The sequence below is a fragment of the Flavobacteriales bacterium genome, from assembly GCA_013214975.1.
Classification (GTDB): Bacteria; Bacteroidota; Bacteroidia; order DT-38; family DT-38; genus DT-38.
Genome location: JABSPR010000016.1, coordinates 13,113 through 28,509 on the forward strand (window position 1 = coordinate 13,113; position 15,397 = coordinate 28,509).

Here is a 15,397-nt window from a genome sequence, read left to right on the forward strand (position 1 = left end):
AGAAATGCACAATTGGCATGAAAATAGCATGAACAGGGAAAAATAATTAATGATGAGATTAAAAGTAATATTGGTTTTGGCTTTAGTGGCTATGTTTTATTCTTCGTGTAAAAAGGAAGGATGTACAGATGATCTGGCAACAAATTATTGTGCTTCGTGTGAAAAGGAAGACAACAGCTGTAACTATATATATGGATGCACGGATAGAGCTTCAACAAACTATGATCCATTAGCAACCATGTCGGATGGTTCTTGTTTGTATCTCACTTTAGGAAATTATGAGACATATGATGCGTGTTCTCCTGGACCAGGTTATTTTGCCGCAGCTACATATGACATGTCGTTCGAAAAAGTGGATGACTGGAACTATTCATTTACCAATTTTGCAGAATATTTTACCAATCCAGTAGATCTATATATACTAGATAATACAGTATTGTTATTGTACCAACAACCAGATGGAGATAGTACAGATTTCATTATTGGAAATGGCACATTAACCCAAACGGAAACAGAAGTAGTAATGCACATTAACTTTAAAATAACGGACTACATGGGTTATGAGGTTTATGATTGCATGTTAAATGCCTATAATTCTAAGTAGGCCTAAAAGCAAAAAAACCTTTACAATGTTGTAAAGGTTTTTCTACTCTCAATGCAAGTTTCGATTAAAAATCGCCCATTGCTGGACCGAACAAACTATCGTTTCGAACTCATCATCTTCAAGCTTGACGTCATCCTTACCTGAACTTGGTTAGTTTATCTCATTTGGTTACTATTAAGACAAAGTGAATCCACTAAACGTTGCCTCAATTTTAAAATTCTTCTTGTGTATATGTATTGTAATCATCTAAGAAAAAGGGATTTGTACCAATACTTACAGAAAGTAGGTTGATGTGAAATTCAATAACTTATTTTTGAACCATGCTAATAGAGCAATTAGGTGAAATAGTAAACGATTATAGGGATGTTCTTTCCTCATACCTGTTGTCTCCTCGTAAAAGGGTTTACGCTCTGTATTTAATTACATCTCTTTTATTGGCTTATTACGTTTATCGTAAATCGAATTTAAAGATTACTTTTTTCGGCTATTTGTTCAAAAGAGAATATTGGACTAGCGAATCGGCTATAGTTGATTACCTGTTTATTTTGTTCAATACACTTGTTAAGGTATTAGTAATTGCTCCATTTCTAATTTACTCGTTAACAATTACGGAAGGTGTTAACGAATATTTGATTTCAAGTTTTGGTGCATTTTCGGTTGATATTAGTCCAATTGCTCTATCTATTACATACACGTTATCCATAGTTATTGTAACAGATTTTTTCACATACATTATTCATCATTTGCTTCATCGTGTTCCGTTTCTGTGGAAGTTTCATAAGGTCCATCATTCGGCAACAGTACTTAATCCATTTACACAATATAGAATTCATCCGGTTGAATTGATTATTAGTAACATTAAAGGAATCGTAATCAAAGGACTTATAACCGGTTTGTTTTTTTATATAGCAAACGGATCTATTAGTCTTTTAACTTTCTTGGGAATTAACATCCTCGACTTTGCTTTTATGTTTGTTGGTGCCAATCTTCGGCATTCTCATGTGCGACTAAAATATTTTGATTTTCTGGAGAACATATTAATCAGTCCTTTTCAACATCAGATACATCATAGCAATAAGAAGGAGCATTTTGATACCAATTTGGGATCGAGGCTTGCCATTTGGGACTATTTATTTGGAACTTTAATCAAATCCGATTCCGTTAAAGAGATACATTTTGGGTTGGGAGAAAGGGAAGATCCTAATTACAACAGTTTCCGTAAGAATCTCTTAGCCCCCTTTAAAAGACTGTAAACAGTGAGTTTGCAAATATTTTCAATAAAATAAATACAGTTTATTTTTCTTATTTAGAACCATTCTAAATAATATCTCGTATATTTGGCCAGCTTATTTAGAACGGTTCTAAATAACAGGGATATAAAACAGAATACCAAAAATTTAGAATAATGAATAAGTACTCAATTTATGCAGGTGCGGCTTTAATTACACTTGCAATTTCTACAACATCTTGTAGAAAAGAAAAAGGATGCATGGATGTAAATTCTCCTAACTATAGCTCAACAGCAGAAAAGGATGATGAATCCTGTATTGATGTTCCATCAACTTATGCTTTCACAAATGAAGCTGGCGAAAGCACAGTAAGCTTTGGTGGTCAGCAACAACGATTAGAAATGCTTTCAGAACTGGTTTCTTATATGAAAACTGCCAATGCAGTTGGAACAACTGTAGATGCTGCTACTTTAAAAAGCATGTATGCAAACGAGTCTTATACTTGGACGGATGGTGATGCATTAGGAATGACTGGGTCTTCTAAACAATTAAAGAGTAAAACTGCTGGTGGTGATGCAGGAGTGCAAGCAATGTTCGAAACCTATATGGATGATTTGGCTGCTTTAAGTGCTTTGGCATACGATAATTCTGCTGAGGAATATGGTCAAGGTGGAGTTTGGACCAATGGAACTAAGACTTATTTGCAATCGGCAAATGGTTTAGAATACACACAATTGATTGAAAAAGGATTGATGTGTGCTGTATTCATGAACCAGATGACAAATAATTATCTAAACTCAGTTGTGTCTGATGGTACAGAAATAGCCGATGGAAAGAATTATTCTGATATGCAACATCACTGGGATGAGGCATTTGGATACTTTACTTCAGAAGCGACTTTCTCTGCAGATGGAGATGGAACAGATCGATTCTGGGGAAAATATGCTAACGGAAGAGAAAGCGTATTGGGTTCTGCAACTACTATTGTTGAAGCTTTTATTAGAGGTAGAGCTGCGATTGATCACGAGAACACAGTTATGAGAGATGAACAAATTGTAATCATCAAGAATGAGATGGAGAGAATTTGTGCAGGTACAGCAATTCATTACTTGAATGGAGCAATTTCTAACATTACCGATCCAACTAAATTAAACCATGAGTTATCTGAAGCTTATGCGTTTACAAATGGTTTAAGATATGGTGATAACTCTATTACAGGTATTGGTATTTCAGCAACAGATATTGATGCGGCACTTGCACTTATCGGTACAGATTTTAGCCTTGTGACAACTGCTAAATTGAATTCTGCAATCGATATTATCGCAGCAGGAACAGGCTTAACGAGCTACAAGAGCGAATTGTAGAGGAATACTATTGAAAGGGCTGATCTTGGTGATCGGCCCTTTTTATCTTTATACAAAGCAGAATGAGGTTACCCATAATTTTATCTCTACTAAGTACACTTTTTATTGCAGCGTCATCTTTAGCACAAGATGTCGCGATAGACGAAAAACCAGAATTTAAAAGTATTCTTTCGATCGCTGGAGGAGGAACCTCAACTACCATTGGAATTTCTTACGAACGTTTACTCAATAAGAGGCTATCCTATGAACTAGGAATTGGTTTGTTTGGAGGCGGTATTGGGATGAATTTTTATTCTTTTAGACCTATTGATGTAAAACAGTTCAATCCTTTTTGGGGAGTTCGTTCTTCTTATAATTTACAGGGCTCCGGTGGCGCTAGGAATATCAATTATTTGCCGCTTGGGGTTAACTACATGGGAGGAAAAAAGTTATGTTTAGCTATTGATCTAGGACCTGCATATATAATTCAATTATCGCCAAATGGAAAGATAGCTCCCGAATCGAGTTTGGATTACCCTGAGCATTTATTTTGTTTCTTTGGAGGAATTAAAATTGGCTTTCGATTTTAAACAATAATCACTGATATCAATGACAACGCGTTATAATAAGTTCAACATTTTATATCCAATACTATTGATTGTGGTGTTCGGGTTTTCATGTTGTGAAAAAAGGAGAAATTCAACTCCTAGCGAAACTACAGATCCATATGATAATGAGGCAATGTTATCTAACCTTGCCACAAATTATATTGTACCGGCTTACAGCGCATATGAAACGGAAACGAATCAGCTAAAAACAGATGTTGCCTCGTTTAATGCTACACCAAGTACAGTAGGATTGCAATCGGTAAGAACCCAGTGGGAAACAGCTCTTCTTACTTGGCAAGATGTTGCATTTTTGGAAATAGGTCCGGCTAGCACAATAGCTTTACGTGGACAAACAAATATTTACCCTGTCGATACATCTGAAATTAACGACAACATTGCATCAGGGGATTATAACTTAGAAACAGTTTCTAATTATACTGCGAAAGGATTTCAAGCTGTAGATTATCTAATAAACGGAAAGGGATCAACGGATCAAGATATTGTGGACTATTATTCAGAAACACCGAATGCAAAAGTTTATTTGCAGGATGTAGTTGATGAGTTGGCTTCGAATGCTACCTCAGTTAGCTCCTCATGGAACTCGGATTATGCAACTTCATTTATCGATAATAGTGCAAGTAATGCGCAAGGAAGTTCAGTGAGTGATTTAATTAATTCTCTTGTTAAGCACTATGAAACTTATGTTAGGAAAGGAAAAATAGGTTTACCAGCTGGAGTATTTAACGGTTTCTCTGGTCAGGAGATGCCAACTCATGTGGAAGCTTTATACTACAATCAATCTTTGCCATTTGTGCATCGATCTTTAACTGCAATCCAAAAATTTATAAAAGGAGAAAGCTACAACGACGCAGTTAATGGCGATGGATTGGATGACTACATGGCTTTTGTTGAGGCGATGTCCGGAACACTTCCTCTCGAAGAAGTAATTGATGCTCAAATAGAAAATATCATCTTGGAACTTAATAGTATTAGCGACCCTTTGTCTAAAGAAGTGGTTGATAATAATTCAGGTGTTCAAGCCGTATATCAGGAAATGCAGAAACTGGTTCCTTATTTAAAGGTAGACATGACTAATGCACTAGATGTATTAATCACATACCAGGACAGTGACGGTGATTAGTGTATTTTTGCAGCCAATTTGCATGATTTGGGAATCGGGAACAAAATATTCTTTTTAATAACCATTGTCTTCATAGGATGTTTGAACCTTTGCTATGCCCTGCAAACACCAAAGGGAACAGTCGAAGGCCAGATTCTTTCGGCGGGAAACAATAAACCGGTACAATTCTGTACGGTTCATATCACCACAGTTAATGTATCTACTCAAACCGATGAGAAAGGAAAGTTCATACTTCCTGATATTCCTTATGGGAGTTATAATATCGAGTATTTCTTGATTGGATTCGATAAGAGAATAGAAAAAATAGTTGTAGACAAACCGAATATTAAGATTAAAACGGTTTTAGCACAAAAGGCTGAAATGTTAAAATCCGTTGATATACATGGAGACAGGGATGGTATGGGTGATATGGAACACATGCGATCCATTGAAGGTGTTTTGATAAGTGAAGGGAAGAAGAATGAGGTAATCAATGTAACCAACGTTACGGGGAACTTGGCAGCCAATCAAGGAAGGCAGATCTATGCTAAAATACCTGGTCTTAATATCTGGGAAAGTGGAGGTTCTGGTATTCAATTAGGCATTGGTGGTAGAGGTCTTAATCCAAGTAGAACATCCAATTTTAATACGAGACAAGATGGGTACGACATAAGTGCGGATGCTCTTGGGTACCCCGAAAGCTATTATACACCACCAGCAGAGGCGATCAGTAAAATTCAATTCTTACGTGGCGCTGCAGGATTACAATTCGGAACTCAATTTGGAGGGCTGGTAAACTTTATTTTACATGACGGACCAGAAGAAGAGAAGTTTGAAGTAGTTAGTAGGAATACATATGGGTCTTTTGGGATGTTCAGTTCTTACTTAGGAATGGGTTTGAATAAGGGTAAATGGAAGGGATATAGTTACTTAAAATACAGAACAGGAAATGAGTGGCGACCAAATTCAAAGTACAATGTTTATTCCGGTGCTATCAATTTAAAGAGAGAATTGACGGACAAAACAGACTTGCGTGTAGAGTATACCAAGCAATACTATTTATCGCAACAGCCAGGGGGCTTAACAGATGCTGAGTTTTATTCTGATCCTAGTCAGTCGAAACGAGCGCGAAACTGGTTTAAAGTAGATTGGAATTTGGCTGCTCTGTCATTAGATCATAAGTTCTCTACGAACACGAATTTCAAAACACAATTATTTGGTTTATTGGCATCTCGACAAGCACTTGGTATATTAGGAAACATTAGCAGACCAGATAATATTAATGATCAGCGAGATTTAATATCTGGGTATTTTAAAAACTGGGGAAATGAAACTAGGCTCTTGCATAAATATAAAGTCAAGGATAATATTTGGGCGTTTCTTATTGGGGCGAGGTATTACCAAGGGTATAACCTGAGTAAACAAGGATTTGCGGATACCAGTGCGGCTGCAAGTTTTAATTATGTGGATGGAGCTAGGTCTAGGTATGAATTTCCAAGTAGTAACATTGCTGTTTTTACTGAAAACATCCTCAAGCTGAGTAAAAAATTTAGCCTTACACCTGGTGTACGTTTTGAACACATCAATACAAATGCAGAGGGTACCTATCAAGAGGAACGCTTTGATTTAGCGGGAAATCAAATTTTCGATTCTATTTATTCGGATACAAGAAATAACAGCAGATCACTTGTAATAGCTGGATTAGGATTAAGGTATAACTGGAAGCCGGTTGCTGATTTTTATTCGAATATTTCTCAGAATTATAGAAGCATCAATTTTACCGATATGCAAATTCAGAATAGTAATTTCAGAATAGATCCTAACCTTTCCGATGAGACAGGGTATAATTTCGACCTTGGTGTAAGAGGTGCAAAATCTAATAAGTGGTATTACGATGCGTCTATTTTTATGCTCGCATATAACAACAGAATAGGTGAGGTAGATGCAGTAGATTCTCTAACATATATTCCATATCGATTAAGAACTAATATTTCGAATGCGTTTACAAAAGGGGTGGAGGCAGTTGCTGAAGTGGATTGGTTAAAGGTGTTCGTTTCGGATACTTGTAAATACGATTTAAAAACACACGTGAATGTTTCTTTTACAGAATCTAGATATGTGAATTCGGATAAACCGGCATTTGAAAATAAGCTCGTTGAGTCGGTACCTCCTTTCAATCTAAAAACCGGAATTACTTTTTCAACGGAAAAGTTTACGATAGCCTATCAGTATTCGTATGTGCATGAACATTACAGCGATGCAACTAACGCTGGTAAAGATGTAAACGGTAAAATGGTTTTTATCCCTGGTGCTATTGTGGGATTAATACCATCCTATGATGTGATGGATTTATCGTTCAAGTATAAGATAAAACGATTTCAAATTGAAACAGGAATTAACAACTTGGCTAACGAACTTTACTTTACAAGACGAGCTACAGGGTACCCAGGTCCTGGAATTATACCCTCTGCTTCTAGGAGCTTTTATATTACTCTACAAGTAAAGATTTAAACCGATATATCGGAAATATCTAAAGCCATGTGCTCCGATATTTCTATAACAGCAGCCGAAGATTTTGTTAGACGATTGTTTGAAATGTTTTCAAAAATAGGAGCCATCTTTTTATAATTCTCAGGAAGAATTTCTTTTATTTTTTCTAACCGATTGTTGATATCGATACTACTTTCTATAATACATTCTAGCTGGCCGTTAAAGTTACTTTCGTTACCATTGTAGTCGTCTGGAAACAGGCTGGAAAATTCTTTGATTTTGTCTTCAGCAATACTTTGTGTTATCTCGATATCTCCTTCTGTGTTGGTTTTAAATAACCCCAAAGAGAAGTTGTTCTTTTCATTTACTAAAAGCTTAAGGGTACAAATCAAATTTGGAATTATTCCTTGCTTGTTTTGTATTCTTAGTTTGAAGGCTAAATTTTTCATGGGCCAAAACTAATAATATCAGTTCAAATATTAAGCTCTGCCTATAAAGGTTATTCTTTTATAAACTTAGAACTCGTTGAATTACCGTTAGAATCGGTAATCTCTAATATGTAAAGACCAGATTCTAGAGAACTAACATCGATGTTTTCTTTATTATTAGAACTTACTAAAACGATTACGGTTTTTCCTTCTATATCAGTAATCGTAATCTGTCCCAATCCATTTAAAGAATTTTCTTTCTCTACAGATAGCCTATCAAGAGTTGGAATAGGATAAACATTAAGGGCTGTGTTTATAGTATTTTCAATACTGGGTACAGTAACTGTAAATGTTTCCATTACAGTAATAGGTCCGTCACTTGGTGAGGCAACAATCACATCAAATCCAGTTCCATCTATAACCGTTGGTACTGTAATATTTGCAATCAACATCTCGCTATTTATTACGGTAATACTGTTAACAGTGGCATCACCATTTGTTAGCGCTAAAACTATATTCGAATCGAAATAGAATTCAACGGTTGTTAGACCTTGAACAAAATTGGTATTAGTTCCTATAATTGTGATATCTAAAGTAGTTCCGGCATCTGCGAATTGAGGCTCAACAGAATAGATATTTGTAACTCCGTCGTTATAAACCGAGAAGGCATCATTCAATGTTTGATATCCGTCAATTGAATTATAAGTGGCTACATCAAATATGGACGTTCCCAAAATTGAATTTGCAGATACATTCACTTCCATTTCGAAGTCGTTTATTACTTCAATAGAATTAACATTTACAGTTCCACTACTTTGACTAATATTAAAGTAAACATTGTTGTTTACTTGTGAAAAGTTTGTGTTTTCGCCAGTAATTGTAACGTTTAGAGTTTGCCCACTTAAAGCACTTGGTGGAGAAATAGAAACAAGGTTCGGTGGCGTTATTCCCGTTACTTCAAAGTCGTTAGGGCCGTATAAATAGCCAGCAATGGGACTAGTTATTTGAACATAATAACTATCCGTGTAAGTGTTTTGAGGTATAGTTATGTTCGCCGAAAATTGAGTATTGCTGGTAAAGTTGTAATAGTTTACAGTCTCACTGGCTTGCCCGAAACCAAAATGTAAAGTGGTACTACCGGGAGTAAAATTAGTATTTGCCCCTGTTATAGTTACATCTAAAGTTTGTCCATTTACACCTGCTAATGGAGTTACAGAAGTAATGGTGGGAGGAATAATACCGTTTACGTAAAAACCATCTGTTACAGAGAAATATTCGTTGGTAATGTCATTAGAATAATAAATATTATAGTCTCCTATATATGTGTTAGCAGGTATTGTAATATTTGCATTAATAGTTGTACTATTAACAACAGTGTAAGAATTAACACCATTAGCTGATATGTAAATGTTTCCAAAATTAAAATTCAGTGCTGAACTCGCCTGACTAAAATTTGTGTTTACTCCTGTAATTGTTACGTTTAGTGTTTCTCCATTATTTCCGGATGATGGAACTATTGAAGAGATATTCTGAGCAATAGTTAAAAAAGGAAGCAGGGCAATAAGTAATGTAAATATGCTTTTCATAATATGATAGTTTGGTCAAGATCAACTCTTTTGAATTGAATATTTCAAGACTAGAGCGGACGGTTTCTAAATGATTGGTTTACAATGTAGTTAGCAAATGTCATTTTTTTATCTTTCGATTCCAAATAAGTAGCCACCAGTTTTTCTTTCGATATTTGGATGGCTCTGACGTGTTTAATGGCGTATTCGTCTCGCAATTCGTTTATTATTGATTCACATTTAGCATTTAAAATAGCAGGTAAAAAAACTTTGTATTTTTTATCGCTACTTTCCGTGCCGCATCTGTCTATGGTTTTAAAAGCTTTATTAAATTGATTTGAATTAAAATAAACAGCGCTTAAGTTCAATATTACTTCTTCGAAATTAGGAGAAATTAGGAGGGCTTCTACATAGTATTTCTCAGCTTTGAGATGGAATCCTTGCTTTTCGTAACAACTAGCGAGGTTATTCAAAACATGAATATTTGAAGGTGCTAAAGAATAAGATTTTTCAAAACTCTTATGCGCTTCTGGAATATTATCCTTAGCAAATAGTGCTACCCCTCTGTACCATTCGACAGGGATAGACATGGGGTCTATTTCGTAAAACGGACTAATGGTTCTATCTACTTCTGAAAGTAATTTATTCCAATTAGCACTATGTCGATAACGTAATATATTAGTTGAATGTATTTCTCCAGCATATCGTTTTGAACATACAATAGTAGAAAGGCTAACAACGGAAATGAGTAAAAGACCAAGTATCGATTTATAAGAAATTGAGGATTGAAAAGCGGTTTCATCCTTACTTAAAGAATAATATTTTGCCGTAGTAATTGCTAAAATTGTGAAGAATATAACGAGGTGCTCAATCCTCTCCATGGGATAATCAAGGGCAGAAATAATAGTATATCCCGTAATGCAGGCAAAAAATAGCACATAGAAGTTTTTTACTTTCTTTTCTATTGTGTCACGAATAATTCGAACGAGACATAGAATAGCGACGAGAAAAATAAGGGAGTACGATATAATTCCTCCTATTCCAAGTTCTGCGAAGACCCAAATAAAATCATTATGTGGGCGCTGGAATATTGTTAATCCATTTTGAACTGCTTCGTTGAAATTGTATAATCCGTGTTTTGAAAAATAAATTTTCCAGTTTCCGACTCCAACGCCTGTCCATAGATTATTTTGAATAATTAATGCCGAGTTTTCCCAAAGATGAATTCTTGTTTTGGCTGTTTCTGTATTAAGCAGATGAGGAAACTTATCAATGTTTAAGTAGGTTAATGTGCCAAATAGAATAAGAGTTGGTATACCAAATTTTAAAATCTGTTTGTAATACTTCTTGCCCCCACCTTGATAAGCGACAAGCCAAGTTGTAACGATAATGCCAAATATTATAAAGGCAAGCAGAACTGCCTTAGTCTGAAGTATTAATAGAACAGAGAGGATTAGGATAAGAAATGGTACCAAGAACAATAGCCATCTTTTTTTATTTGCCAGGTAGTACAGTATAAATGGAAATGAAAGAAAGATTATTGAGGCGAAAAGGTTCTTATTGGCCATTGAAGATTTCATGCTGGCAAAATCTCCTTGATTCGCAACTAACTGAATAGTTCCCACAATTACTGTAATAGATATAAAGGCACTAATTCCAATAACCAGTGTGTTGTTACTTATTTTCTTTTGAATGAGTAGATAGGTGGTTAGCAAATAAAAGATTACGACTAAGGATAGTTTGGAGATGGAGTAGATACTTTCGGAGATGACTAGAGATTGATTCATCGATAGTAAATTGAATCCCAAGAAAGCCAGGATGCAAAGAGGCAAGCCTAGTTTGATAAACCTTAAATCGAGTGTTAATTTATTCTGATAAATGAAGTAGGAAACAAGAATAGAGGTTAAGGCTATGAAAAGAGTGAGGAAAAACTGCCTCGGAATTAATACAGGATCGATAGATTCCGTTGAAAATATAAGAGGAAGAATTGCAAAGAAACCGAGATACAATCTTTCAAAAAGAGAGCTTTGAGATAATTGTTGCTTTATACTAGAGGATATAGCCATATTAATTGATCTGCTTGAGGGAAAGAAGTTGGGAAATTAGGAATTCTATTTACCAATCGATTGGTCGGTAATCTTTTAAGAATTTACCATTCCAATGTTTTCCGGAGTTGATACCATCCAATAGAGGATCCATAACACGTGCTGCTCCGTCTACTATATCTAGTGGAGGTTGGAAGTCGTGTACCTCTTCTTTTCTTTTTGCTAGCTCGGCAGGATCCTCATCTGTTACCCAACCAGTATCTACTGCATTGGTATAGATTCCAAATTTGGCTAACTCGCCAGCTGAGGTTAAGGTCATCATATTAAGAGCCGCTTTTGCCATGTTGGTATGTGGATGGCGTGCCTCTTTGTGAAAACGATGGAATTTACCTTCCATAGCGGTAACGTTAATTATATGCTTTTTCCCGGTGTTGTCTTTCTTCATTAAGTTCACCAATCGATTACACAAAACAAAGGGAGCAACAGAATTTACAAGTTGTACTTCGAGCATTTCGTTAGTCTCAATTTCACCAAGTTTTAATCGCCAGCTGTTTGTTGTACGAAGATCTACTTGCTGTAAATCGGCGTCGAGTTTACCTTCTGGAAATACTTCTTCAACAGCCAATGAATTATCGATGCTGTATGGAATTTGAGACAATTTGGCTGATGAGGTTAGTCCAATTCCTATTTGTTTTCCATGCCAGGTAACGGGTAAATTTTTACCCTGTCCTTTTTCGAAGTTTGTGCTCAGTGCATTTATTTCTTGCAAACAAGCATCATGATCCGATAAAACAAGCTTAGCATATTTTGGCAATTTATCAATCGATAGTTCTTCATTTGCAATCATGTGCTGGTAAAATCCGGCTGGTCGTCTTACCGTTTGTGCAGCGTTATTTATTAGGATGTCTAGACGATCATATTGTTGTTCTATAAAGTTGCAGAAGATCTCTACACTTGGAATATGCCTTAGATCAAGTCCGTGTATTTTAAGTCGATGACCCCATTGCTCAAAATCCGATTCTTTGGCAAAACGTATTGCAGAATCAACCGGGAAACGAGTAGTAGCAATTACGGTTGCTCCGGCTCTTAGCATCATCAAAGTAATATGATATCCTATTTTAAGTCGAGATCCAGTTACTAAAGCGACTTGGCCTTTTAGCTCAGCAGTCTGAAAACGTTTAGCATAATTGAAGTCACCACATTCTGTACACATTGTATCGTAGAAATGATGCAGCGTGTTAAAAACGGCCTTGCATACGTAGCAGTTTCGAGGCGATTCTAACACCGCTTTCTCTTTCGATTCGGTCTCCTTATTTTGAAGCATTAGTGGGGCAACGAATATGCTTGCATCACGTGCACTTCTAATTCCTGTGGTGTTTCGCGCGTATTTGTCGCGAGCCATCATCTTTCGTTTTTGTGCTTTCTTGGCATCTTTCTTTCGCCTAGAAAATTCATCTCTATCCGGACGAGATAATTTGCCCGCCGCTTTTAGAAGCTCTACTCGTGTGCTTTTTGGGATTTCAAAAATCTGATCTGTATCCGCGTTTAATGCCTCAAGGATAGAAATGCATTCTGCAATTTCTTCAGCGGTAAGCAGTCTGGTGGGTTCTTTTTTTTCTTCTTCTTTTGGCATGTCGTAATCTCCTTGCCGCGAAGATAAGACTATAAGCTGGTCTATGCTTACGTAATAAACAATTTAAAGCATGCTGTGATTAGCACAAAAGCCAGAACGAAGCGCAAATATTTATTATCTAATTTTTTACTTCCATAGTAAGATCCGAGAAAGCCACCAACGATTGCAATGCCAACTAGGATGAAGGCCTGAGAATTTATTTCAACTCCACTAGAAATTTGGCCAGCCATTCCGGCAGCGGAATTAACCCATATAAATAGGGCCGATACTGCTGCGGCTTCTTTCATTTTACCCCAATGCAAAAGCAATATTACTGGACTTAAAATTATTCCTCCACCAATACCGATAAGGCCAGAGAAGAAGCCAATTGCTCCACCGATAACTATGCCCTGCCAGATTTTTACTTCTTTAATTGCTGTCTTCTCTTTTCCAAAAACGTTCATCATTCGTAATACTGCGAAAAGAAGAAGTACACCTAATACCTTTTTATAAATGCTTGTGTCTACTTCAATCATCCCACCTAAGAAGGAAAGGGGGATAGAAGCGAGGGCGAATGAGAAAAAGAGCTTTTTATTAAAATGACCTTCTTTCCAATAGTGATAAAAAGAAATAGCCGCAACGAATAAGTTGAGTAGCAATGCCGTTGGCTTCATCTCATCTGGAGCAAAACCGAACAATGCCATTAATGCCAAATAGCCACTTGCACCACCATGGCCTACAGCAGAATATAAAAAGGCAACCAAAGGAAGCAATCCTAGAAAAAACCAAATATGTTCTAATTCAAAGTAACTCAAGATGCATTTTTAACGAAAGTATTATTGTAAAATTAAGGAGGATATCTTCAAATCGTACATACTTATTATGTTGCTTTGCATTTCCTTAATTTAATGAAACATGGAAATCGTAGTTGTAAGTGCCGTTGCATTAGTAGCATCTCTACTAACGTTCTTTTCGGGGTTTGGTTTGGGTACAATTCTACTACCTGCATTCGCTTTATTTTTTCCAGTGGAGGTTGCTATTGCGATGACAGGTGTGGTACACCTACTCAACAATCTTTTTAAAATGGCTATTGTTGGTAAAGAGGCTGTTTGGTCTGTAGTGCTCAAGTTTGGTATCCCTGCAATTATTGGTGCCATATTGGGAGCATTAATTTTGATGTATTTTTCTACTAGCACCGAATTGGCAGTTTACACTCTTGGATCAATCACTTGTACAATTACCCCAATAAAAGTGATGATAGCAGTTGTGATGTTTGGTTTTGCTGTGCTGGAACTAATGCCATTTTTCAAAAAGCTAGAATTCTCCGAATCTAAACTTTACGTGGGTGGCGCGATAAGTGGATTTTTTGGTGGTCTATCTGGACATCAAGGTGCCTTGAGAAGTGCTTTTCTAATAAAATGCGGATTATCTAAAGAGAGTTTTATAGCCACAGGAGTTATCATAGCTTGTGTGGTAGACATATCCCGAATTTCCATTTACTTCACGAAGTATTCTAACATTGGCGAAAACATGCAAATATTAGTTGCGGCGATAATAGCTGCATTCGCAGGCGCATTTTTAGGAAAGAAAGTTCTAAAAAAGATAACCATCGAATTGGTTCAGGTAGTTGTTAGCGCTATGATAATGGTGCTCGCTGTACTAATGGGAGTGGGAATTATTTAGGTTGGACTATGATAGATTTTATGAAACTAGATAAACATCATTATTTATTTCTCTTCGTAGGATTTCTATTTCTTACGATTGTTTCAGGTGGACTATTCTCGGAGGGTATGTTCATGGATGGATTACTGTATGCCGATATTTCAAGGAACATGGCAAATGGGTTAGGGAGTTTTTGGCACCCTCATTTGAGTAATAACTTGCATCCTGAATTCTATGAGCACCCCCCCTTGGCCCTTGGACTTCAAAGTATATTTTTCAAGTTGTTTGGTGATTCAATTTTAGTAGAACGTTTCTATTCTTTGCTTACTTATGTTTTAGTTGGTTATCTGATTGTATCAATTTGGGGGAAGCTGACAGGAGATAAGAAAACGGGTTGGGTACCTATTCTTCTGTGGATTACCATGGATAATGTAACGTGGGCTGTAGCAAATAATATGCTTGAAAACACAATGAGCATATTCGTTTGTCTGTCAGTTTTACTTTATCTAAAAAGTGATGAAAGGAAAAGGTTTATGTGGATTATACTTGCAGGTATTTCCCTTGCGTGTGGAGTATTAACCAAAGGTTTTTTATGCTTGTATATTTGGAGTATTCCCTTTTTCACTCTTCTATTTAGAAGAGAAAAGAACCTGGTTTCCGCATTTGTTGATACGGTAATCCTAGTTGTATT

13 protein-coding genes are annotated in these 15,397 nt (G+C 36.3%); 8 read left to right on the forward strand and 5 right to left on the reverse strand.

Translation table 11 applies throughout. The annotated features are described in order from the left end of the window. Positions 1-49: 49 nt before the first annotated feature. From HRT72_00940 to HRT72_00965, 6 genes are all read left to right on the forward strand, one after another. Complete coding sequence (locus HRT72_00940; protein ID NQY66282.1) at positions 50-604, forward strand: hypothetical protein; 555 nt, start codon at positions 50-52, stop codon at positions 602-604. 320 nt (positions 605-924) lie between these two features. Continuing rightward, the gene (locus HRT72_00945; GenBank protein ID NQY66283.1) at positions 925-1,857 is read left to right on the forward strand and encodes a sterol desaturase family protein; all 933 of its coding nucleotides are present in this window, start codon (positions 925-927) and stop codon (positions 1,855-1,857) included. A gap of 152 nt (positions 1,858-2,009) precedes the next feature. Beyond that, on the forward strand, positions 2,010-3,197 hold the full coding sequence (locus HRT72_00950) for a DUF4856 domain-containing protein (protein NQY66284.1): 1,188 nt from the start codon (positions 2,010-2,012) through the stop codon (positions 3,195-3,197). Positions 3,198-3,259: 62 nt separating this feature from the next. After that, positions 3,260-3,766, forward strand: coding sequence for a hypothetical protein (locus HRT72_00955; protein NQY66285.1), 507 nt, complete (start codon positions 3,260-3,262; stop codon positions 3,764-3,766). A 19-nt stretch (positions 3,767-3,785) separates the two neighbouring features. Then, entirely contained in the window at positions 3,786-4,925 is a 1,140-nt protein-coding gene (locus HRT72_00960) for an imelysin family protein (GenBank protein NQY66286.1), read from the forward strand. Between the two features lie 27 nt (positions 4,926-4,952). After that, a complete protein-coding gene (locus tag HRT72_00965) occupies positions 4,953-7,415 on the forward strand; it encodes a TonB-dependent receptor (GenBank protein ID NQY66287.1) in 2,463 nt (820 codons plus the stop codon). Here HRT72_00965 and HRT72_00970 read toward each other — a convergent pair. From HRT72_00970 to HRT72_00990, 5 genes are read right to left on the reverse strand one after another with little or no spacing between them, the layout of a single operon-like run. Beyond that, a complete protein-coding gene (locus tag HRT72_00970; protein NQY66288.1) occupies positions 7,412-7,843 on the reverse strand; it encodes a hypothetical protein in 432 nt (143 codons plus the stop codon). The two genes, HRT72_00965 and HRT72_00970, sit on opposite strands and share 4 nt — an antisense overlap. Positions 7,844-7,893: 50 nt before the next feature. After that, complete coding sequence (locus HRT72_00975) at positions 7,894-9,408, reverse strand: T9SS type A sorting domain-containing protein (protein ID NQY66289.1); 1,515 nt, start codon at positions 9,406-9,408, stop codon at positions 7,894-7,896. 50 nt (positions 9,409-9,458) lie between these two features. Beyond that, entirely contained in the window at positions 9,459-11,453 is a 1,995-nt protein-coding gene (locus tag HRT72_00980; protein NQY66290.1) for an O-antigen ligase family protein, read from the reverse strand. Between the two features lie 49 nt (positions 11,454-11,502). Continuing rightward, positions 11,503-13,065, reverse strand: coding sequence for an SDR family oxidoreductase (locus HRT72_00985; GenBank protein NQY66291.1), 1,563 nt, complete (start codon positions 13,063-13,065; stop codon positions 11,503-11,505). A 47-nt stretch (positions 13,066-13,112) separates the two neighbouring features. Next, a complete protein-coding gene (locus HRT72_00990; GenBank protein NQY66292.1) occupies positions 13,113-13,859 on the reverse strand; it encodes a sulfite exporter TauE/SafE family protein in 747 nt (248 codons plus the stop codon). Between the two features lie 100 nt (positions 13,860-13,959). Here HRT72_00990 and HRT72_00995 point away from each other — a divergent pair, with 100 nt between their 5' ends. Beyond that, on the forward strand, positions 13,960-14,727 hold the full coding sequence (locus tag HRT72_00995) for a sulfite exporter TauE/SafE family protein (GenBank protein NQY66293.1): 768 nt from the start codon (positions 13,960-13,962) through the stop codon (positions 14,725-14,727). Between the two features lie 20 nt (positions 14,728-14,747). Further along, positions 14,748-15,397, forward strand: a 650-nt coding sequence (locus HRT72_01000) for a glycosyltransferase family 39 protein (GenBank protein NQY66294.1), incomplete at its 3' end; no start/stop codon positions are given.